Genomic DNA, 20,293 nt, shown 5'->3' with positions numbered 1-20,293 from the left:
GGTCATGGCGGCGTGACTTCCTCGTAGCAGCCGGCCCGACGAAGCTGGCGAATGATCCCGTTGAGCGCAGCAGTGACGCCCTGAGCCCGGCCAATTTCGTTGTCCTGCGCGGCTGCGTCCCAAAACAAGGTGAGTGGCCACTTCTCGGGGCAATGCGGCAACAGGCAACGAAGAGCGAGACGGATTTCCGGCACATCAACGCGGACGTCGGAACAACGGGTGACGCCCGTCCGCAAAATATGCACGGATAGCGCGATCACGACACGCTGATGCCTCGGCAAATGCGACACGGATCAATGGAAGTCATGCGACTTGAACCGCATGACCTCCTCCGGGTCCATGCCGTCTGCGTGGGGCGGCCAGTATTGGTTGCGTGGTTCTGGATTCCATCCCTTGTCGCCACGATCTGGCGAGCCTGGATGTTGCGCGGCATCGCCGCGCCCGGTCCGGTGCGGAAACGACATGTCACCAACGCGGTGGAGGAGGTCGCCGTGGTCGACGATCCGGCTGCAGATCACATGGATGATCTCACCTTCCTTCTGGACCTGTCCCTTCATGCCGACCATCGACGCCGACATAATCGTTCGGCGTTGTGCCTCGAAACGGTCGGGCCAGAGGATTCCATTGGCGACCCCAGTTTCGTCCTCGATTGTTATGAACAGCACGCCCTTGGCAGAGCCAGGTTTCTGACGGACCAGGACAATGCCGGCGACCTCGACGTATCGGCCGTCCCGGATGTTGGCGAGGTCGGCACATTTGGTGACGCCGCGCCGCGTCAACTCGTCGCGCACGAACGTTAGCGGATGCGCGCGAAGCGAGAGCTGCAGCGCCCGGTAATCCTCAATCACCTCTCTTCCGTCAGTCAGCGGCCGCAGTGCGACGTCGGGTTCCATCCCTTCGGCGCTGAAGGTCTCGGCCAAACGGTCGGCAGCAGCAAACAGAGGTAGCGGCGCGTCACCAAGCCCCCTCACCTTCCAGAGACCCTGCCGGCGATCGACGCTGAAGCCGTGGAAGGCGTCGCCATCGGCCAGCTTCTCGATTGCAGCGCGCTGGACGCCCGACCGCCGCCAAACGTCTTCGACGCTTTCGAAAGCGGTAAGCTCACGCGCACCGACGATCTTTGCGCCATCGGCGTTCGACAGCCCGCGGATCTGCCGCAGCCCGAGCCGTACCGCGAGATAGCGCCCGCCGTTCTTCTCCAGCGTGCAGTCCCACCGGCTCGCGTTGACGCATGGCGGTCGAACCTCGACGCCGTGCGCGCGTGCATCGCCGACGATCTGCGCCGGCGCGTAGAACCCCATCGGCTGCGCGTTCATCAGTGCCGCGCAGAACACATCGGGGTGATGATGCTTTATCCACGACGACGCGTAGGAGATCTTGGCGAACGAGGCGGCATGGCTTTCCGGGAAGCCGTATGAGCCAAAGCCTTCGAGCTGGCGGAAGGTGCGCTCAGCGAAATCACGCGGGTAACCGCGCTCGACCATGCCCTCGACCAGCTTCTCCGAGAAATGGGATACGCCGCCCGTCACCTTGAAGGTCGCCATGGCACGGCGCAGCTGATCCGCCTCGGCCGGGGTGAATCCGGCACCAACGATCGCGACTTTCATCGCCTGCTCCTGGAACAGCGGCACGCCGAGTGTCTTCTCCAGCACGGCACGCAGCTCCGGCCGCGGATACTCCGGCTTTTCCAGTCCCTCGCGCCGGCGCAGATACGGGTGGACCATATCGCCCTGGATCGGTCCCGGCCGCACGATCGCGACCTGAATGACGAGATCGTAGAAGCGGCGCGGTTTCATCCGCGGCAACATCGACATCTGCGCCCGGCTCTCGATCTGGAAGGTGCCGAGCGTGTCGGCCTTCGAGATCATGGCGTAGACGTCGGGATCATCGTCCTGCAGATCGGCCAAGCCTATTCGCAGCCCCTTGTCCGCCTCGAGCATGTTGAAGGCGCGGTTCATGCAGCCGAGCATGCCGAGGCCCAGCACGTCGACCTTCATGAACTTAAGCGCATCGATGTCGTCCTTGTCCCATTCGATGATTTGGCGGTCTTCCATGGCCGCGGGCTCTATCGGGACGAGGTCATCTAGGCGGTCATGGGTTAGGACGAACCCGCCGGGGTGCTGCGACATGTGGCGCGGTACGCCAATCAGCTTGCGCGCTAACTCCAGCGTCAGCCTAAGCCGGCGATCGCCGATGTCGAGGTTAAGCTCCTCGACCTGCTTCTCGCCGACGCCATCGGCCGACCAGCCCCAGGCAAGCCCCGCCAGTGACGAGGTGAGGTCTTCCGGCAGACCGAGCACCTTGCCGACGTCACGCACCGCACCGCGCGCGCGGTAGCGCGTCACGACGGCCGTCAGCGCGGAGTGGTTGCGACCGTAGGTCTCGTAGATCCACTGGATGATCTCTTCACGACGCTCATGCTCGAAATCGACGTCGATGTCGGGCGGCTCCCGGCGCTCCCCCGACACGAACCGTTCGAATAGCAGCTCATGCTTGATCGGATCGATCGAGGTCACGCCAAGCACGAAACAGACGCACGAGTTGGCCGCCGATCCCCGCCCCTGACACAGGATCCCGCGCCGACGGGCTTCCCGCACGATCGCGTAAACGGTGAGGAAGTACGGCGCATAGCCAAGCTCGCCGATCAAGCGCATCTCATGGGCGATCTGATCGGTATAGGCCTGCGGCACGTCGCCATCAAACATCCGCTCGACCGCTTCTGTGGCGAGCTTCTGGAGCGCTTCCTGTGCCGTCAGACCGTCGATCAGCTTCTCGTGCGGGTACTGGTACTGAAGCTCGCCAAGGTTGAAGGTGCAGATCCGCGCGATATCGACGCTCGCCTGCAGTGCGTCGGGATAGGCGCGGAAGCGCCGGACCATCTCGTCCGGCGATTTCAGCGCGCGATCAGCGTTCACCTCACGGCGATAGCCAAGCTCGTCGACGGTGCATTTCTCGCGCACCGCTGTCACTACGTCCTGCAGCAGCCGCGCGTCTGGCGCGTGATATAGCACGTCGCCTGTCACAACGGCGCGCACGCCGGCACCGCCAGCCTGCCGCGCGAGCGCATCGATCCGAACTGCGTCTCCTGGTCGGCGCCGCTGGAACAGCGCCATGTAGCCGCGACGACCGTAGATCGCCTTCAGGTCGACTAACGCGGCCAGGTTCTCGTTGTCCGCCTCATGCGGCAGCAGGATGGCAATGACGCCGTCCGACCATGGCTCCAGATCGTGCCAATGCAGTAGGCAACCGCCCTTCCCTGCCCGCTTCTTGCCGACGGTCAGCAGTCGCGTAATTCGCGACCAGGCCGATCGATCGATTGGGTAGAGCAGCAGGCGTCGGCTGCAGGACAGATCGACGCGCGTGCCGGCGATCGAGCGGACGCCTGTCGCCTTCTGCGCTTCCCACGCACGCACGACGCCGGCCACGGTGCCGATGTCGCTGATCCCGATCGAGGGATACCCAAGCACCGCTGCGGCCGCGAACAGCTCGTCCGGACTGGACGCACCGCGCAGCAGCGAGAAGTGTGTCAGCACCTGAAGCTCGACATAGTGGGTCATCCGAAGACCCCGTGCATCCACCAGGACAGATCGCCAGTGTCGTCCTCGAAGCCATCGCCTCGGCGAAAAACCCAGTAGCGGCCACCAGTCTCGTCCTCGACGCGGTAATAGTCACGGACCGCCCACACTTCCGCGTCGCGCCGCCACCATTCACCGTGGACGCGCTCGGGACCGTCGCCCCCAACCACCTTGTACGTGGTACCGCGCCACTCGAAGCGGCGCGGAGGTTGGTCGGGCATCAGGGCGATCACGCGATGCAGTGGCTCTGGATGCGCGAAGAGACGGATCGGCCGCTTCCAAGCCGGCCATGTTCCCGGCAGCTTGTTAGGATCGGATTTGACCACAGCCCGCTCCGGGACATGGCTTTCGACGGGAGCGATACGGAAGACCGAGTGCATTCCGATCCTGCCTGCGATCAGGTCGACCAGGCGCGCCGGGTCGCGCACCAGCGTCTCGCCTGCGAGGACGGCGCCGAGATCAACCGCGTCGAGTTGCTCGGTGTGCGGTGCCACCATTTGAAAATGCTCGAGCCCCATGCCGGGATCGATGCGCTCGATCCGCAGCTTCAGCAGCCGCAGGAGGTGAGAGACCTCCCGTGTCGGCCGGGATGTGCCGATCGCCACGATTTGCTCGGTGCCATCGACGCGCATTCCCGTCAGGCGGATCGAGCGTGCGCCAACGCCTTTCCCCTGCAGCAGCACGACAAGATCGCCCAAGAGGTCACCCATGACCTGTTCGATCGCCTCGGCCGTGCTGATCGGTTCTAGGAGCCGGCGTTCGACCGCAGGGACCTCGATGTCCTCTCGCGGGGTAATTGGCTCTGCAACACCACCCAAGGCCTGATCGAGGCGTGTGATGGTCGGCAGTCCGAGACGGCGCGCGAGGGGTCCGCGCGCGATCGGCAGGAGATCCGCGATCCGCTCGAAACCGAATTTGCGCGCGGCACTCAACGCCGTGGGCGTCAGGCGCAATGCGGCTATGGGCAATGAGCTGAGTGCCTCGACTGTGCCGTGCGGCTCGACGCGAGTGAGATCGGTTTTGCCAAAACGGGCCAGCGCGTGGGCGGCCCCCGGCGTGTCGGCGACCGCCACGCGCGCGGTAAAGCCTGCACGACGGCAAAAGGCGAGCAGACGACGGCAGAACCGCTCTTCCCCGCCGTGGAGGTGGTCGCAGCCAGCGAGATCGATCCAGAGACCATCAGCCGGTGTGACAGCCGCGATCGGCGACCAGCGCCTTACCGCCAGCAGCGCAAGGCGATCAAGGAGCGCAGCATCGGCTTCCGGCTCGACCGGACGGAAGTCGAGATCGGACACCAGCGCGCGGGCGTGGGTGGCGGCCATCCCGGAATGGATGCCGAGCGCCTGCGCGCCGGTGCAGGCAGCGACGACCTCCTCCCGCCGACCGACCTTGCCGACGAGAGCAAGCGGCGCGTGCTGGACTGGTACTACGAGGGGCGGGACGACCAGCAGCGTAGGCATTTCCGCCTTGTACGGGTGGCTTGCCGCTTCCGATCGCCGGCCAAGCTCGCGCATGGGCGGCTTTGCGTGAACTGGAAGCGACGCGATCTGCGCCTCGACCTCTTCTCGCGACTGCGCGCTGGTCCGCGCCCACCTGGCACCAGGCCGCCAACCGCCGCCCCGCGGCACCGAACAGGTACCCGGGTCGTCGTCGACCGGCAGTTGCAAGGCGGGCCGCTCAGGCGGCCGCGTAGCGGGCCGTTCCAACCGTCTCAGCCGCTCGATGGCCAAGTTCGGCAGGAACAGCGAGACGACCCGTCTCATCGCTGCCCTCCAGTATAAGGGAAAAGCCCTCACCGCCGCGTTGCCGCGCCAGTTCGACCATCCATCTCGCGCGTCCTACACCCGCGACCTTCAGCCGCGCCGAAGGCACGGAGCCAATCCGCCAGCGTGTCCACGCGGCGGATGGTTCCGAGAAAGGATCCTGGTTACGGCCACGTCGGCGACGCAGCAACAGCACCGGCATATCGCATTCCGCCGCCACTAGCTGCAGGCGGCGGGTTGCAACCATCGACACCTTGTTGGCTTCCGCGATGATCGCGGATGGCGTCCCGTCGCGAACTGCGTCCTCGATCACGGCGAGCAATGCCGCGTCATCATAGGGTTGAGCATAGATTACATCGGACGAGGAGAGACCTGCCTGAGCCAAAGCCGGTGCGTAGAGGTCGGTGCGGCACGTGGCCCACAAAACAGGGCCGCTGGCATTGGCGGCCTCGCGCGCCGCAATACCGGCAAGGAACAACGTGGTTGCGGCGTCATCCGCCAGTGATCCGCTACGCGCCGTCGCCTCGTGAAGCGCGCCGGCACGCAAGCCTTTAGCTCCAAGTCTGCTGTCGATAGCAGCCACGCCGAACGGCAGCACGCGGTAGTCGGTGACCGGCGTGGCGATCGTCCGCAGTTGGGCAAGGCTGGTTGCAAGGGACTCGGGGGCGGGGGACATCATGGTCTAAGACTCTACTCGTTCCCCTTATGTTCCGTTACCATCTCCAACATTGCAAGCGCTTTGATCGTCCCGATCCGGGCTGATGATCTCCCTTTCCCCTCGGCGCACGAAGGGGAACGAAAAAAATACGGAACGGCAACAAATGGCGAATTATTCGCTTTCGTTTGCCCGGTGGGTGACTCATAGAATCGTCATGCCGATCCGACCCGAGAACCGCTGGCTCTACCCGATCGACTGGCGGCAGCTGTCGCAGACGGTTCGGTTCGATCGCGCTGGCGCCAAGTGCGAGGGATGCGGCCGACCACATCTCCGCCGGGTGGTCCATCTCGGCGACGGACGCTGGTGGGATGCCGATGTGCGATGCTGGCGGTCGGACCGCGGCAAGCGTATCTCCATGAAAACAGGGTTCGTGCTGGCGTCGATCCGGGTGACTTATGTCGTCCTCGCGTGCGCGCACCTTGATCATGATCCCGGCAATAGCGCGTCTTCGAACCTCAAGGCACTATGTCAGCGCTGCCACATGATCCATGATGCGGCTGAGCATCGCTGGCAGCGCTGGTGGAACGTCTTTCGGCTCCGCGCGATCCGCGATCTCTACGAGGATCCTCGCGTCACGCGCGAACGCATCGCCAACCACTAAAGATCGATGTTTCGGGCGCGCATCGCGTCTGCTGTGAGGTCGGCGACCGGCCCCCGCCCTGAGGTGGCCTCATAGACTTCGGCTACGTCGTGATCGGCAAGCTTATTCAGCATCAGCCGCACAGCCGCGACGCTGGCGTCGTCCAGTACGGTCTTTGTCTCGTCGTTCGCCATGGCTAAGGTCCCGCCGGTGTTTCCAATGGAGAACGAATAGCATGAACGTAAGTGACCTGGCCAAGGGCGTCGCGGAAGCGACCGGTTCGAACGAAGCCGATGCAAAGAGGGCGATTACCGCCGTATTCGACCAGATCGCGGCAGCAGCCGTGAAGGGCGAAGAGGTTACCATTCCAGGGTTCGGCAAGTTCACCGTCAAGGACCGCCCGGAGCGCGAGGGCCGTAACCCCGGCACCGGTGAGGCGATCACGATCGCGGCTTCCAAGAAGGTTGCGTTCACGGCCGCCAAGGGCCTGAAGGACAAGATGTAAGACTTGTGCGCCGGCGACTGATCTCGCCGGCGCCAACCCTAGGAATACGCTTCGTGTGCAACCGGTATCGTATGACGGCGAAGGAAGCTGACCTTGCGGTCACCTTCGGTATCCGGCCTCCTTATGAGAAGGACGAGGAATACCCCATCGGTGACATCTTCCCGACGGGCAAGAAGACCCCGTTCTACGGCAAGGTGATCGTGCAGGACGGCAACGAGCGGAAGCTTGAGCGGATGGAATGGGGCGTACCAACGCAGGTGGCCAGCGCGCGCAACCCTGCGGTTAAGCTTACCAAGTACGTGACGAACTTGCGGAACTTGAGCTCCAGCTTCTGGCGAAGACGGCAAGCCGCTGCACTGGTTTGACGTGCGGAGCCGCCCGATCTTCGCCTTTGCAGGCATCTGGCGTCCGACCGAGCGTAGGAAAGCCTATGGTTTTCTGACGACCGAGCCGAACGCGATCGTCGCGCCCATCCACCCCAAGGCTATGCCGGTCAACTTGCACGACGAGGATTACAATCGTTGGCTGATCGCTCCCTGGGACGAACTGAAGGATCTTCCAGCGCCCTATCCGTCGCCGCTTATACAAGTTCGCAGTTAGAAACGCATGATCTACCATATGGCCGTGGCAGCGTGTTGGTGATTAGGCTTGAGGCCGTTTGTCATCTTCAAGTGGGACCCGAAATAGCAAAAGCCTCGAACTTTACCGCCGCTCCCAAAGAGGGAACGATGGCCCCTCAAACTTCAGTCAGCTTGATCGTCGCGTGCCCCGTCTGCGCCACACTGAATCGCGCACCGCGTAACACGCTGGGTACTGGCGGGGCCTGTGGCAAATGCAAGAACGCCCTGTTCTCGGCCAAGCCGATCACGATCATAGCGGTTAACTTCGACGCGCACGCATCACTATCTGACTTACCGCTACTCGTCGACTTCTAGGCATCGTGGCGCGATCCGTTGACCTCGAGCTAGAGCGCAAGTTTACTCTTTGCGTTCACCGAACGAGGCCTTCGGCAACGGTTTTGCTGAAGTCGGGCAGCGCGGGTGTGATAGGGCTATCTGCGACAAAGCCTAGGTGTTTAGTTCCGGACATTCGTCAGACGTTTTCTACTGCCCCAGTTTGAACGTCCGTCCAGTTTCGTACGCTATCGCGTCGCGATTCAGGCGCAAGGGGCTAAAAAGGCACACTCACGCAAACTAGCGTTAACGGCCATACCATGTCGGGTTTCCGGATTGATAAAGCGGCTCTTCTCTGAGAGCCTTCTCGCGATCACGACCGTAGCAAGATCTGGACTGCGCGATTGACGACGAATGCAGACGCTCTAGACATCGCGCATGGGGTCGGGGGGACAACGAGCACCGGAGCCGGGTGACAGGACAACGATGCTGCGAACGCTCGTCGATGCGTATAGCCGACCGCTAAGCCGCTATTTCAACCGTCGCGTCTCGGCGCAGCACGACGTTCCTGACCTCGTCCAAGAGGTGTTCCTGCGGCTTAGCCGGTTGGCCGACCCGAACGATATCCGCCAGCGCGACAGCTTCATCTTCGTCACCGCCGCCAATGTGCTGAAGGATCAGGCGCGCCGGGACCAAGTGCGCGGCGCCGGCTTGTCCGACCCAATCGACGATTTTTCTCTCGAAGGTTCGGATTTTGCGCCCGACCGCGTCTTGGCAAGTAGGCAGGTCGCGAATGCGTTGCGGCAAGCGCTTGCGGAACTGCCCGAGCGCACGCGCGACGTGTTCGTGCTGAGGATGCTTGAGGGATTGAAGATGGCTGACGTCGCACATGCCCTCGCCATCTCGACGCGCGCGGCCGAGAAGCATCAGGCACGTGCGCTCGCGCATGTCGCCGAGCAGCTGAAGGACTGGCGACCGTGATCGCCCCGGACCAAGACGATCCGCTGATGATCGAAGCCGCCGAATGGGCCGAGCTTCTGGTTGACGATCCCAGCGACGCGACGCGCTTGCGGTTCGAACAATGGCGGTCGCACGCCGGCCATGCCTTAGCGTTCGCGGCGGTTGCTGAGGCGCGCACCACGAGTTCCGCCCTCGCGGATCATCCCGAGATGCTGGCGTTGCGTCATGCCGCGGTGGCGCGCATCGCGCTGGCACGCGAAACGCGACGGACTCTGCCGTGGATGCTGGCGGCGGCTGCCTGTGCCGCGGTGGTCGCGCCGATCGCCTGGTCACGTCTCGCCGACGATGCAACGACGACGGGACAGGCGGCGCAGATCGCAGAAGCGCCCGTGTATCGCACCGCGACCGGGCAACGGCTTATGGTGACGTTGACCGACGGGTCGCGGTTGACGCTCGATACCGACAGTCGGGTGCGGATCGCCTATAGCGATGCCGAGCGGCGACTGGTGCTTGAACGCGGCCAGGCGCTGTTCGAGGTCGCAAAGCATCAGCGACGCCCGTTCGTCGTCACCGCGGGATCGCAATCGGTGACCGCGCACGGCACCGCGTTCGACATCAGGCTCGACCCCGGTGCGGTACGGGTCGCTCTCGTCGAGGGGTTGGTGAGCGTTGGCTCCAAGGGCGGACACGCGAAGCCGGTTGCGATGGTACCCGACGACGTCCTGACTGCCGCAGCGGGCAGCGTCTCGCTGCGTCATGTGCCCGGCATCGCCTCTGCGCTGTCGAGCTGGAGCGGAGGACTGCTAGTGTTCGAGGACACCACCCTGCGTCACGCGATCGCCGAAATGAACCGCTATGGCACGCCGCGGATCGCGGTCGCCGACAAGCGGGCCGGCGATGTCCGGATCAGCGGATCGTTCCGCACCGGTGAGGTCGAGCCATTCCTAGATGCGTTGCAAATGGGCTTTCCCGTAACCGTTGCGCGCAGCGCCGACGGGATTACCATCGCTACGAAAAAATAATTCGGAAGGGGGTTCGGGATTTTTGGAATCTTGCGTCTTTATCCCCGGATCGACCCCGGCAGAGGGATCGCACACAAAGGGAGGGTTGCATGACATCCATAGGCAGGACCGCACTTTTGCGCGGCATGATGATGACCGCTCTGGCACTGGGCGCAGGCGGCATTCCGATCGGCGTGACCGCTAAGGCGGCCGTCGGCGTCCGGATCGCAAGACAGGATATGAGCAACGCGCTGCTCTCCTTCTCCCGCCAGAGCGGCAAGCAGATCCTGTTCTCGCCGACGCTCGTCCGCAACAAGACCGCGCGCGCGGTTACCGGCCGAATGGAGGTCGGCGACGCACTGACGACGATCCTCAAGGGCTCGGGGCTCCGTCATAAGCTGACGCCGAGCGGCGCGTTCCTGATCGTCGCGACCCAGGACCAGCCTGCCGGTACGGAGCCGGCCCCGGCCCAGGCTGCACCGGTGCAGGCCGCACCGGATCCCACCGTCGCCCAAGCCCCGCCCGAGGAGCCGTCCGCGGATATCGTCGTGATCGGCACCGCAGGCGCGGGCACTCGCCGACAGGATGCGGCGTTCGCGGTCACCACGATCGACAGCACGATGGCCCAGCGTCTCGGCACCGCCAGCACCGCCGAGGTGCTGCGCGCAGTACCGGGCGTCAGCACCGAGAGCTCGGGCGGCAAGACCGGCGCGAACATCTTCGTCCGCGGCTATCCGTCGGGCGGCGATGCGGAATACGTCACCTTCCAGACGCAGGGCGTGCCGTTCTTCCCGCCGCCGACGCTGTCGTTCCTCGAGAACACGCAGCTGATCCGGATCGACGAGACGATCCAGCGCGTCGAGGCGGTCCGCGGCGGCACCGGCGCACTGTTCTCGAACGGACAGCCGGGCCTGACCGTCAACCTCGTCCAGCGCGAGGGCAAGCAGACGCCCGCCGGATTGCTGAAGCTCAGCGGCACCGATTTCGGCGAATTCCGCGTCGACAGCTATGTCTCGGGTCCGATCGACGACAGCACGACCTATATGGTCGGCGGCTATTACTCGACCTCGCGCGGGATCCGCGATGCGCAGTTCGAGGCGGAGCGCGGCGGTCAGATCACCGGCAATATCCGGCATGATTTCGACAAGGGCTCGATCCTGGTGTTCGGCCGCTATCTCGACGATCGCGGCCAGTGGCTGCTGCCGATCCCGGTGGTGCAGGACGGCGACAAGATCCGCGAATATGCCGGCTTCGACGCGGGCACGGGCACGCTCGTCGGGCGCGACACGCGGATCGGCGTGCGCAACGACGGCAGCCGGGTCGACCTGGCCGACGGCCGCAGCGCGAAGACTTATAATCTAGGCGGCAATTTCGACTATGAACTCGGCAGCGGCATCACCGTCCGCGACCGCGGCAGCTGGATGGAGGGCGATGCCGACACGATCGGGCTGGTCCCCGGCGGCACCCCGCCGATCACCGCCGCCGCCTATGCCGCCGGCGAGGGCGGCACGATCGGATCGCTCACCTACGTCACCGGCGGTGCCGCGGCATCACCCAACACCGCGGTCGTCGAGGCTGGGCTGTGGAGCGTCGAGAAGCATATCCAGGCGTTCGTCAACGATTTCGCGCTGGCGTGGAAGTCGGGCGGCAACACGCTAACCGGCGGCGTCTATTACACGCGCTACAAGTCGCGCGACCGGTGGAATCTCGGCAACAGCATGCTGCTCACCGCCGAACCCAATGCGCGCCGGCTCAACCTGACGCTAGCGGACGGCCGGATCGTCACGCGCGATGGCTTTTCGGGCGGTTCGACGTTCAAGGTCAACGCGCGCTACACCGGTGAAGACGTCGCCGGCTATGCGGTCGACGAGTTGCAGATCACCGAGAAACTGCGCGTCGATGGCGGCGTCCGCTATCAGCACCACTCGGTCGACGGCACGCTTGAGAACCTCGCTGGCATGGTCCCGGCGGCGGGCGCTGACGGCAATCCGCTGACGCTGTACGACAATGGCGATGCGCAGTTGAACGGCACCTTCCGCACGATCCGCTACCGCGGCGATGCCTGGTCGTGGACCGGCGGCGTCAATTACGATCTGACGCGAGAGATCGGCGCGTTCGTCCGCTACAGCCGCGGCAACAGCTTCCCGTTCTTCGACAATCTGCGCGACGGGATCGACGTCGCACCGCAGGTCGACAGCTATGAGGGCGGCGTGAAGGTCTCGACCGGGATCGCCAACCTGTATGCGACGGTGTTCCACAATACTTTCGACGGGCTCGCGACAACGGTCATCACCAGCGGCGCACCGATCGCATCGGTTGGCGGTGCCAAGGCGACCGGTGTCGAGTTCGAGGGGCAGTTGCGGCCGTTCGGCGGCTTCACGCTCAGCGGCTCGGCGACCTATCTCGACGCGAAATACCGTGATTTCTTCACCGATGGCGGCCTGACCGACCTGACCGGCAACCGGGTCCAGCGGCAGCCGAAATGGCAGTGGCGCGTCACCCCCGCCTATGATCTGGAACTCGGCGGCGACGCCAAGGCCGGCGTGTATGCGACGATCGGCTATGTCGGCGACCGGTTCTCCGACGTCCAGAACGCGCAGGTCCTGCCGAGCTATTACAAACTCGACGCAGGCGCCACGCTCGATCTGACCCCGCAGATCCAGTTCCAGGTGATCGGCGACAATCTGACCGACGAGATCGGGCTGACCGAGGGCAATCCGCGCACGCTCGGATCGCAGGGCAGCGGCACGATCCTCGCCCGGCCGATCGTCGGTCGCTCGATCCGGTTCGGCGCCGCGTTCAAGTTCTGATCGGCACGACGGCAAACTCTGATAAGCGCTCCGGCGATCGATCCCGCCACGTCGGCGGGATCGATCGCTCTACCGGGATGATCGCGACGTGATGAAGACTATCAGCCGTTTTGCCGTGTTGGCCTCGGTCGCCGCGGTGGCGCCCGCCCAGTCTGGTCCGGCCCCCGCGCCCCTTTCCTCCACCGCGATCCGATCGCCGGCGGATCTCTACGGGCCGCTGTTCCAGGCCGTACAACAAGGCCATGTGTTCGCGGACGGCAAGACGTTCGTGGACGCAATACCCAAGCGCGCTGCCGATGCGATCATGGCGGACTATGCACGGGCCAAGCCCGAAGGCCCTGCGCTGAAGGCCTTCATCCTCGCCAATTTCATCGTGCCCGGCGAGAATGATCGCGGTTCAGGCGATCTCCGGACGCATGTCCGCACGCTGTGGCCGCAACTCGTGCGCCAGCCGGTCGCGCCGGTCGCGGGCAGTTCCGCGCTGCCGCTGCCGGCGCCGTATGTCGTCCCCGGCGGACGCTTCCGTGAAATCTATTACTGGGACAGCTATTTCACGATGCTCGGGCTGAAGGTCGACGGCCAGCAGCCGCTCATCGAATCGATGCTCGAGGACTTTACCAGCCTGATCGAGCGATACGGCCATATCCCGAACGGCACGCGGACCTATTATCTCAGCCGCTCGCAGCCGCCCTATTATGCGATGATGCTCGATCTCTCGACCGACACGGATCCGGTGATAGCGAAGCGTCGGCTGGCGGCGCTGCGCGCGGAACACGCGTTCTGGATGAAGGGCGAGACCTGCGTCGGCGGCAAGCCCGCCTGCCTGCGCGTGGTGCGGATGCCCGACGGCAGCGTGCTCAACCGCTATTACGACGACCGCGATACGCCGCGCGACGAATCCTATGCCGAGGACGTCACAACCGCGGCGAAGGCTGCACCCCGCCCCGCCGCCGACACCCAGCGCAACCTGCGCGCCGGTGCGGAAAGCGGATGGGATTTCAGTTCGCGGTGGCTGCGCGATCCGCAATCGCTGACGACGATCCACACCACCGATATCGTGCCCGTTGATCTCAACAGCCTGTTATGGGCGATGGAGCGGCGCATCGCCGAACGCTGTCGTAAGGCTGACGACGCGCCTTGCGCGATCGCGTTCACGACCCTTGCGGCCAAGCGCAAGGCGGCGATCGACCGCTATCTCTGGCAGGCGACGAACGCGCGGTACGCCGACTGGGACCTGTCGACGCGCAAGCCCACCGCGAGCCTCAACGCGGCGACGCTGCACCCGCTGTTCGTCGGCCTCGCCTCGCCTGCGCAGACGAAGGCGGTCGCCGCGACGGTGCGCAAATCGCTGTTGGCCGAGGGTGGCTTGCGGACCACGACGCTCAACACCGGGCAGCAATGGGACGAACCGAATGGCTGGGCGCCGCTGCAATGGGTCGCGATCGCCGGGCTGGAGGCAAATGGCGAACCGGCGCTGGCGAAGGACATCGCGCGACGCTGGATCGGCACGGTCGGTGCGGCCTATGCCGAGACGGGCAAGATGCTCGAGAAATATAACATCGAGCAGCTTACGCCGGGCGGCGGCGGCGAATATCCGGTGCAGGACGGCTTCGGCTGGACCAACGGCGTCACTAGCGCGATCCTGGACCGCTATCCTGAGCTAGCGCTGCATTGAATCATACTCTGCACAGCGACGTGGAATAAACGCCAGTTTATGTCCGATTGGTGATCAGCGAGCTCATCCCATACATAGTTGTTCGCGTTCCCGACAAAATCTGCGGCGAATGTCTTAGGACCATGTGTGGACGGCCCTCCGTTGGCAAGCTTGAACAGTCGCGTTGCAATGCTGGTTGGTGCGGCCATGTGTCCGACCTGTTAGTGCGGCTCATAGCGCCGCTGGCCATAATGCCATTCGCGCGGTTCGGGTCCCGATCACAAACACACACTCGAGGTGCTTGGGTCTTTGTGGGTTTTCCCGATCCGGCGGTTCAACCGGCTTGTTGCATTAGCTCCTATCCGCCCTTCCCAACCTCGTCCGGTGCGGTCGCCCGCACCGTATCCGGTTACGCGATCTGCGGCTCGCGATAGCGCTCGCCGCTGGCCATCATCGCCCAGATGATGCGGGCGTTCTTGTTAGCGAGCGCGACCGCGGCGACCTTGGTCTTCCCTCTGGCAAGCAGTTGCACAAGCCAGGGCCGCTTAGCCCCGTTCCGCTCGGCATAGCGCACGACTGCCATAGCGCCGACGATCAGCATCTGACGCAGGTATTGGTGGCCCGCCTTCGTGATGCTGCCCAGGCGCTCCTTTCCGCCGCTCGAGTTCTGCCGCGGCACCAGGCCTATCCAAGCAGCCAGGTTGCGGCCCGAGCGGAAGATCGCGGGGTCAGGAACCGTGGCGACGATGGCGCTGGCGAGCAGTGGACCCACGCCGGGTATCTCCATCAGTCGGCGACCAAGCTCGGTCTCGCGTGCGCTCGCCATGCGACGATCGTTCTCAAGGATCTGCTCCTTTACGATGCGTGACTGGGTTGCCAGCATCTCCAAGCAGAACCGCGCATCGGCCGGTACGCGTTCATCGGTAGGATCAGCGATCACGTCGAGGAGCTGCTCGATGTCGTTTCTGCCAATCGGCGCTGCAATCCCGAACTCGGCCAAGTGCGCCCGCATCGCGTTCGACAGCTGCGTGCGCTGGCGGTTGAGGATCAGGCGGACACGATGGAGCATCATCGCGCTCTGCTGCTCGGGCGACTTGATCCCGACGAAGCGCATGGTCGGCCGGGTCACGGCCTCGCAGATCGCCTCGGCATCAGCCGCGTCGTTCTTGCCTCGCTTGACGTACGGCTTCACGTACTGCGCCGGCATCAGCTTCACGTCATGCCCGAGCGCGACCAGCTCGCGCGCCCAGAAGTGTGATGTCGCACACGCCTCAATGCCGATCAGACACCGGGGCAGCTTGGCGAAGAACTTCAACATCCGCCCACGCGTCAGACGCTGGCGAACAACCGCTGCGCCATCACCATCCACTCCGTGCACCTGAAACACGTTTTTCGCGATATCCAGACCGATCGTTGTGACGTTTCCCATCGTGACTCTCCTTCGACTCTCCGCAGGACATCCTGCTTGAGGGTTGGAGAGCCGTCCACGTCATCACAAACGGCCCCTCAGGGCTCCATAGCCTCGCCCCAACTCCGGCCGTCCGTTCATTTGGCGATACGCCATTTTTTTCGGCGCCTCGTACGAGAGCTTCGGGCAGATGGAACGTAGAGAGGTGGTCTTGACGACGCGATCGTGATTAGCCGTCACTCGAACTCGAAATCCTTGATACGTAAGGCATATGGCGGACAGTAAAGTCCATGTGCTTCAGTAGATTTCGCAACCACCGAACCGGCGTTGATGACGCACCCCTCTCGCACGATAACGCCCGGATAAATGGTGACGTTGGCGCCTACCCAGCAACCGCGCTCGATCAGGACAGGCCGAAGTCGATCCCCGTCCACGCCCCGTCGCCAGACCGAGCGTGTGATGTGGTGGGTCAGCGAGATGATCGTGCACCGGTAGCTGATCCGCACCGCTTCGCCGATCTCGACGCCACCGCCGGCGTCGATCAGTCCTTCCGGGCCGACGAACGCACCCTTGCGCAGCGTCAGGCGATGCGGATCGATAACCGTGCAGCTCGGATCGATAAAGGCCCCTTCCTCTATCGTGATGAGCTACAGCATGTCTTTGGTCAGCACGGGCGTCTTTTCTCAGTTCTGCAATCCGCCGTCCGTCGTCGAGGCCTCCCTCGGGGTCAACTCCCTACCGTCCCAGTACTTGACCTTCGCCCCCGCATAAAAATACCGACCGACAGGCGAGATCGGCACGTTGGTCTCGAAGCCGATGTCGGCTTCTGGTCGGCGAGGTTGTTGACCCCGCCATAGAATGAGAACCGCGCGTTGACCGCAACCTCCGCCTGCACGTCGTGCTGCCACACCTCCTTGTACCGGAGATAGCGCGGATCGACGAGGCTTGGGTTCGCATCGGTATCGACCTTCGCGAACCGGCGAACTCCGTCCTGCCAGCGCAGGTTGTAGCTCAGCGTCAGCGCCCCCGCCGTCCAGCTCGGCGAGAAGGTGAGGGTATATTTCGGACGGAACGGCTGATCGACATTGTCCCCGGTGATGGCGCCCGGCGTGGCGACTGTTCGAGCTTGTCGAGATAGCCGCCGACTTGCCGGATATCGAACGCGCCTGCTCGCGCCCTCCGGAAGCGATAGGCAATGTTGAGTTCGGCGCCGGCGGTGCGGAACGCCGCAACGTTCTGCGGCTGGACGACATAGCCGTTGATGAACCCGGTGCCGCGCTCGCGGCTGATCGCGTTGCAATAGGCGTTGTCGAGCGTCGCCTGGTCGACGCACAGCGACGCGATCGTGTTCGCATCGGGCGTGTTGATCGCGTCGCGCAACCGGATATCGTACCAGTCGAGGCCGATCGACAACCCCGCAATTGGCCGTACCACGACGCCTCCTTTGCCTTAGTTGTCAGTCACTGGGCGCAATTCTAATTCAACCTGACTCATTGCCGTTGCGCACAAACCACGAACAGCCATCATCCTAGTCATGGAACAGCGGATCATTCACGCCTGCGGTCATGAGCAGGGTCATTATCTTAGCGGTTTTGACAGCCAGCAGGAACGCAAGGCCCGGTGGTTGAAAACGACGATCTGTCGAGACTGCTTCATTGCGGAAAAGCGAGCAGAGGAAGCCGATGCGGCAGCGTTGAGCAGCGCTGCCATCTCCCACCTAGATCTTCCCCCGCTGGCCGGCACCGATCGGCAAATCAGCTGGGCGTCGACGATCAGAACCAAGCGGCTGGCGGCGCTAGCCAATCCCGACAGCGACGCTAATTGTTACGCTTGCCTTCAGGTAACTGACGCAAAATGGTGGATCGATCACCGCGATTTGACGGACATCGATCTGATGGCGGCAGCGGCGCAGGCGACGGACATCCACGGCGTTAAAGCGGTTACCGCGTAAATCTCGATATGCCTCGGACGGCAATCGCTCACGTGGCCACCCGTTCCTGACCCGTTTGGCTACTTCCACCAGATCCAGGCAATCCGCTTCAGCTCGATAGCATATGGCTTGTCATAACATTGCCGTATCTCACGTCATTACCGCTCTTGCAGCATCGCGCTCCCGATGCTCGAAAGCCTCGGCGAAGCTATCAAGGTCAGCGCCGGTCATGCCAAGCGCACGTCCCTCGTCCTGCCAACCCGCGACGGCCTGCTCAATTTGCGAAAGCATTTCCTTCGCGCGCGATTGTGTCAGGCGAAAGTAGGGTAGCACGGACATCAAAGCGTCGATCGTAGCTTCAGGGCCGACCTCTTCCGAGACCCACGTTTTCAACTCGCGCAGCCGCTCCGGGAACGGATTGATGTCGAACGCAGGCGCCAGCCGCCACAGTCCCCTGTCGACGTGCAGGAAGCCGTGATTCATAAGATGATCGTCGACGTTGGTGATCAGGATCGAAAAGGCGATCCGACGCCATAGCTCCTCGATATCGGCAGTGGGGTTGCTTCCGTTCACACGAAGCGCGTCCACGATCTCGGTGTAAGTGTGTTCCTGTGCGTCTCCTGGCTCCGCGCCAATCATCGTCGCCGCCGAAACGTACATCAACCGCCCGCCCCCGGCGGGCCGATCGAACCGTCGGATCAGCGCGATTGCGTCGCCATCGCTCTCGACCAGCCGGGCTTCGGCGGCGTCGATCCCGGCGCGGCGGGCAAGTTGCATTGCCAGCACCTCCCCTCGCGTGACTGAACGCTCGTCGGCGACGCTCGGAAACTTGCCGATCGACAGATGCCCCTCGTCATCGACGACGGTGCATTTGGGGCGGAGTCCGCCGAGCGAAGTGCCGCGACCGCGCAGATAGGCAAGGTCTGCCGCGGTTTCGGTATTGGTCTCGACCGCGCGACTGGCCGCCAGGAGGTGACCCAGCTCGATGAGGGGTGGAGTGGTGCGGCGACCATCCTCGGTCGCGCGCTGAGCGGTTCCTTGTTCGTCAACGAGACGCAGCGCGCCAACCCGGCTGACGTCGTCGACCGCCAACAGATAATCGAGGCTGTTCAAAGCGCGTGCGTCGACCTCGGCGCCGCGGCGGCGGGCGTCCTGCCGGCGCTTGGCATGGTCGCGCTGGATGACGCGCTTGCCCCATCCGTCCGGTTCGGTGTCCGCGATGGCCGCATGGAAGACGGAGCCGGTGCCGATCTTCCGGTGGAATTGCGGACCGGCGACGAGCGGCAGCGCAGGCTCCATCGCGAAGCGGTCGGGAGCGGCCAGCCAGCCGGCGTCATATTCGAAGCCCGCGCTCTCCCGGTTGCCCTGCTGATTGTAGTGCAGCAATCCGACACCGCGGGCTTCGTCGCCGATCTGGATGCCGATCGTCCGCCTCACAGGGAAACCGGCGGTTTGGGTCTGCGGACGCGCTGCGGCATGCGTTCCACGTCGAGCAACAGACCCTGCTGATCGTTCCTGGCGTCGAGGATGTCTCCGAGGCTTTCGCCGAACCCCAGAACGAAAAACGTCATGGCGTACGTGCCCAGCGCGACCGTCGGATCGCCTTTCTCCAGCTTGAGATATGTGCTCTTGGCCACACCGATGCGTTCGGCCATCATGACCACCGTGAGGCTGCGCTTCTTGCGCGCCAGCGCAATATCGGCGCCCAGCTTCGTCAAGCTCCGTCTCACGCGCGGCGGAAGAGTATCAGCGACAGTCGATCGCATCTAGCGTCTCATATAAGCGCCCATCAGGCCAATACGGTACGTTATACACGACCTTACGTCGCCAGTCGAGATAGCCGGTTCGAGACGCGTTGCCCGGGTTCGACAGGAGCGGATGCAAATGCCTGCTCGGGCGGCATCGACAGAACCGGTAATCTCACACAGAGCGTCGGCCGTGGCGGCTTGTTCTTCAGGTCGCCGGCACCGCGGAGCGTGGTACGTGCAAGTCAAATGGCGTGGGGCTATGTCGTTGGTCTACCGATTGGACCGAGCAACCTTCACGAGGCAGAATGAAAGCCCTGGACGCCCTGAAGGCTGCACCCCCTGAGGTGCGCGCAGCAGCGCTTGCCGTTCTCGATCAGGTGTCGGCGCCATTGACCGAGCGACAACTCGCCAGCGCCTTTCGCGCACATGGCACCGGGCTGCTCGATGCCAAACGCATGGCACGAGCCCTGCGCAAGCTCCATATCATCGCGGTCGCACCTCGCGGCCCTTGAAGCGCGAGCATTGTGGGCTTCGGACTGGCACGGACGCGCCCTGCCGGGCTACATTCGAAATTGCGCCAATTCCCACTGTCTCGACGGTCCGACAAGCGATACGGCACGGCAGCCCGACCCTAGAGCGGTTTCTGATCAGTCTGCATCGTAACCAGCGGCTGCAAAATAGTTCGAGCATTCCTGGGGTGAGTAGAGGTCCACGATGCGGCCGATGGCGTCCCAGAGGCCATGGATGG

Annotated in this window: 20 protein-coding genes and 1 pseudogene; 10 read left to right on the top strand and 11 right to left on the bottom strand. The window is 63.8% G+C overall.

Translation table 11 applies throughout. The features are described from left to right. Positions 1–2: 2 nt before the first annotated feature. Genes U1708_RS17055 through U1708_RS17040 form a run of 4 tightly spaced genes read right to left on the bottom strand, consistent with a single transcriptional unit; the run spans position 3 to position 6,014 of the window. Positions 3–260 (bottom strand): hypothetical protein, encoded by a 258-nt coding sequence (locus U1708_RS17055; RefSeq protein WP_332747184.1) that lies wholly within the window; start codon positions 258–260, stop codon positions 3–5. A gap of 33 nt (positions 261–293) precedes the next feature. Continuing rightward, on the bottom strand, positions 294–3,557 hold the full coding sequence (locus U1708_RS17050) for an error-prone DNA polymerase (protein ID WP_332747182.1): 3,264 nt from the start codon (positions 3,555–3,557) through the stop codon (positions 294–296). After that, complete coding sequence (locus tag U1708_RS17045) at positions 3,554–5,338, bottom strand: Y-family DNA polymerase (protein ID WP_332747179.1); 1,785 nt, start codon at positions 5,336–5,338, stop codon at positions 3,554–3,556. The genes U1708_RS17050 and U1708_RS17045 overlap by 4 nt, the downstream gene beginning before the upstream one ends. Further along, a complete protein-coding gene (locus U1708_RS17040; RefSeq protein ID WP_332747277.1) occupies positions 5,253–6,014 on the bottom strand; it encodes an ImuA family protein in 762 nt (253 codons plus the stop codon). The genes U1708_RS17045 and U1708_RS17040 overlap by 86 nt, the downstream gene beginning before the upstream one ends. Before the next feature lie 196 nt (positions 6,015–6,210). Here U1708_RS17040 and U1708_RS17035 point away from each other — a divergent pair, with 196 nt between their 5' ends. After that, positions 6,211–6,657, top strand: a complete 447-nt coding sequence (locus U1708_RS17035; RefSeq protein ID WP_332747177.1) for a hypothetical protein — start codon at positions 6,211–6,213, stop codon at positions 6,655–6,657. Here the strand turns inward: U1708_RS17035 and U1708_RS17030 are convergent. Beyond that, a complete protein-coding gene (locus U1708_RS17030; RefSeq protein WP_332747175.1) occupies positions 6,654–6,830 on the bottom strand; it encodes a hypothetical protein in 177 nt (58 codons plus the stop codon). The two genes, U1708_RS17035 and U1708_RS17030, sit on opposite strands and share 4 nt — an antisense overlap. A 41-nt stretch (positions 6,831–6,871) precedes the next feature. Between U1708_RS17030 and U1708_RS17025 the strand changes: the two genes are divergently transcribed. The 7 genes from U1708_RS17025 to treF all read left to right on the top strand — a co-directional run bounded on the left by U1708_RS17025 (position 6,872) and on the right by treF (position 14,480). Beyond that, positions 6,872–7,141 (top strand): HU family DNA-binding protein, encoded by a 270-nt coding sequence (locus U1708_RS17025; protein ID WP_332747173.1) that lies wholly within the window; start codon positions 6,872–6,874, stop codon positions 7,139–7,141. Positions 7,142–7,212: 71 nt separating this feature from the next. Then, positions 7,213–7,506, top strand: coding sequence for a hypothetical protein (locus tag U1708_RS17020; RefSeq protein ID WP_332747171.1), 294 nt, complete (start codon positions 7,213–7,215; stop codon positions 7,504–7,506). Position 7,507: 1 nt separating this feature from the next. Then, a complete protein-coding gene (locus tag U1708_RS17015; RefSeq protein WP_332747169.1) occupies positions 7,508–7,741 on the top strand; it encodes an SOS response-associated peptidase family protein in 234 nt (77 codons plus the stop codon). A gap of 779 nt (positions 7,742–8,520) precedes the next feature. Continuing rightward, positions 8,521–9,015 carry an RNA polymerase sigma factor gene (locus tag U1708_RS17010; protein WP_332747167.1) on the top strand — a complete coding sequence of 165 codons (495 nt, stop codon included), beginning with the start codon at positions 8,521–8,523 and terminating at the stop codon, positions 9,013–9,015. Continuing rightward, a complete protein-coding gene (locus U1708_RS17005) occupies positions 9,012–10,016 on the top strand; it encodes a FecR family protein (RefSeq protein ID WP_332747165.1) in 1,005 nt (334 codons plus the stop codon). The genes U1708_RS17010 and U1708_RS17005 overlap by 4 nt, the downstream gene beginning before the upstream one ends. A 125-nt stretch (positions 10,017–10,141) precedes the next feature. Further along, positions 10,142–12,805: a TonB-dependent receptor domain-containing protein gene (locus U1708_RS17000; protein WP_332747163.1), complete on the top strand. Its 2,664-nt coding sequence runs from the start codon at positions 10,142–10,144 to the stop codon at positions 12,803–12,805. Positions 12,806–12,896: 91 nt separating this feature from the next. After that, complete coding sequence (gene treF, locus U1708_RS16995; protein ID WP_332747161.1) at positions 12,897–14,480, top strand: alpha,alpha-trehalase TreF; 1,584 nt, start codon at positions 12,897–12,899, stop codon at positions 14,478–14,480. A 388-nt stretch (positions 14,481–14,868) separates the two neighbouring features. Here treF and U1708_RS16990 read toward each other — a convergent pair whose 3' ends face one another. The 3 genes from U1708_RS16990 to U1708_RS16980 all read right to left on the bottom strand — a co-directional run bounded on the left by U1708_RS16990 (position 14,869) and on the right by U1708_RS16980 (position 17,301). After that, positions 14,869–15,888 carry an IS110 family RNA-guided transposase gene (locus tag U1708_RS16990; protein ID WP_332747159.1) on the bottom strand — a complete coding sequence of 340 codons (1,020 nt, stop codon included), beginning with the start codon at positions 15,886–15,888 and terminating at the stop codon, positions 14,869–14,871. Positions 15,889–16,103: 215 nt separating this feature from the next. Next, positions 16,104–16,373: a DapH/DapD/GlmU-related protein gene (locus U1708_RS16985; protein ID WP_332747157.1), complete on the bottom strand. Its 270-nt coding sequence runs from the start codon at positions 16,371–16,373 to the stop codon at positions 16,104–16,106. Between the two features lie 511 nt (positions 16,374–16,884). After that, positions 16,885–17,301 carry a hypothetical protein gene (locus U1708_RS16980; protein WP_332747155.1) on the bottom strand — a complete coding sequence of 139 codons (417 nt, stop codon included), beginning with the start codon at positions 17,299–17,301 and terminating at the stop codon, positions 16,885–16,887. 100 nt (positions 17,302–17,401) lie between these two features. Here U1708_RS16980 and U1708_RS16975 point away from each other — a divergent pair, with 100 nt between their 5' ends. Beyond that, entirely contained in the window at positions 17,402–17,818 is a 417-nt protein-coding gene (locus U1708_RS16975; protein ID WP_332747154.1) for a hypothetical protein, read from the top strand. Between the two features lie 129 nt (positions 17,819–17,947). On the opposite strand, the gene U1708_RS16970 is transcribed toward U1708_RS16975, so the two are convergent. Continuing rightward, the gene (locus U1708_RS16970) at positions 17,948–19,234 is read right to left on the bottom strand and encodes a type II toxin-antitoxin system HipA family toxin (protein ID WP_332747153.1); all 1,287 of its coding nucleotides are present in this window, start codon (positions 19,232–19,234) and stop codon (positions 17,948–17,950) included. Continuing rightward, entirely contained in the window at positions 19,231–19,515 is a 285-nt protein-coding gene (locus U1708_RS16965) for a helix-turn-helix domain-containing protein (protein WP_332747152.1), read from the bottom strand. The genes U1708_RS16970 and U1708_RS16965 overlap by 4 nt, the downstream gene beginning before the upstream one ends. 335 nt (positions 19,516–19,850) lie before the next feature. Between U1708_RS16965 and U1708_RS16960 the strand changes: the two genes are divergently transcribed. Continuing rightward, a complete protein-coding gene (locus U1708_RS16960) occupies positions 19,851–20,057 on the top strand; it encodes a hypothetical protein (protein ID WP_332747151.1) in 207 nt (68 codons plus the stop codon). A gap of 135 nt (positions 20,058–20,192) precedes the next feature. Here the strand turns inward: U1708_RS16960 and U1708_RS20740 are convergent. Then, positions 20,193–20,293: pseudogene (locus tag U1708_RS20740) on the bottom strand (IS630 family transposase); the annotation flags it as partial.

Source organism: Sphingomonas arabinosi, from assembly GCF_036663715.1.
In the GTDB taxonomy this organism is placed as follows: domain Bacteria; phylum Pseudomonadota; class Alphaproteobacteria; order Sphingomonadales; family Sphingomonadaceae; genus Sphingomonas.
The sequence above is the reverse complement of the archived record's forward strand: the minus strand, read 5'-3'. Positions and strand labels throughout refer to the sequence as shown.

What these genes read in the sequence shown, in the direction of transcription:
- U1708_RS16990 (WP_332747159.1), bottom strand. Translation starts at nt 15,888, where the DNA reads ATGGGAAACGTCACAACGATCGGTCTGGATATCGCGAAAAACGTGTTT.
- U1708_RS17050 (WP_332747182.1), bottom strand. Translation starts at nt 3,557, where the DNA reads ATGACCCACTATGTCGAGCTTCAGGTGCTGACACACTTCTCGCTGCTG.
- U1708_RS17000 (WP_332747163.1), top strand. Translation starts at nt 10,142, where the DNA reads ATGATGATGACCGCTCTGGCACTGGGCGCAGGCGGCATTCCGATCGGC.
- U1708_RS17010 (WP_332747167.1), top strand. Translation starts at nt 8,521, where the DNA reads ATGCTGCGAACGCTCGTCGATGCGTATAGCCGACCGCTAAGCCGCTAT.
- U1708_RS16960 (WP_332747151.1), top strand. Translation starts at nt 19,851, where the DNA reads ATGAAAGCCCTGGACGCCCTGAAGGCTGCACCCCCTGAGGTGCGCGCA.
- U1708_RS17045 (WP_332747179.1), bottom strand. Translation starts at nt 5,338, where the DNA reads ATGAGACGGGTCGTCTCGCTGTTCCTGCCGAACTTGGCCATCGAGCGG.
- U1708_RS17040 (WP_332747277.1), bottom strand. Translation starts at nt 6,014, where the DNA reads ATGTCCCCCGCCCCCGAGTCCCTTGCAACCAGCCTTGCCCAACTGCGG.
- U1708_RS17020 (WP_332747171.1), top strand. Translation starts at nt 7,213, where the DNA reads ATGACGGCGAAGGAAGCTGACCTTGCGGTCACCTTCGGTATCCGGCCT.
- U1708_RS17030 (WP_332747175.1), bottom strand. Translation starts at nt 6,830, where the DNA reads ATGGCGAACGACGAGACAAAGACCGTACTGGACGACGCCAGCGTCGCG.
- U1708_RS17035 (WP_332747177.1), top strand. Translation starts at nt 6,211, where the DNA reads ATGCCGATCCGACCCGAGAACCGCTGGCTCTACCCGATCGACTGGCGG.
- U1708_RS17025 (WP_332747173.1), top strand. Translation starts at nt 6,872, where the DNA reads ATGAACGTAAGTGACCTGGCCAAGGGCGTCGCGGAAGCGACCGGTTCG.
- U1708_RS16975 (WP_332747154.1), top strand. Translation starts at nt 17,402, where the DNA reads ATGGAACAGCGGATCATTCACGCCTGCGGTCATGAGCAGGGTCATTAT.
- treF (WP_332747161.1), top strand. Translation starts at nt 12,897, where the DNA reads ATGAAGACTATCAGCCGTTTTGCCGTGTTGGCCTCGGTCGCCGCGGTG.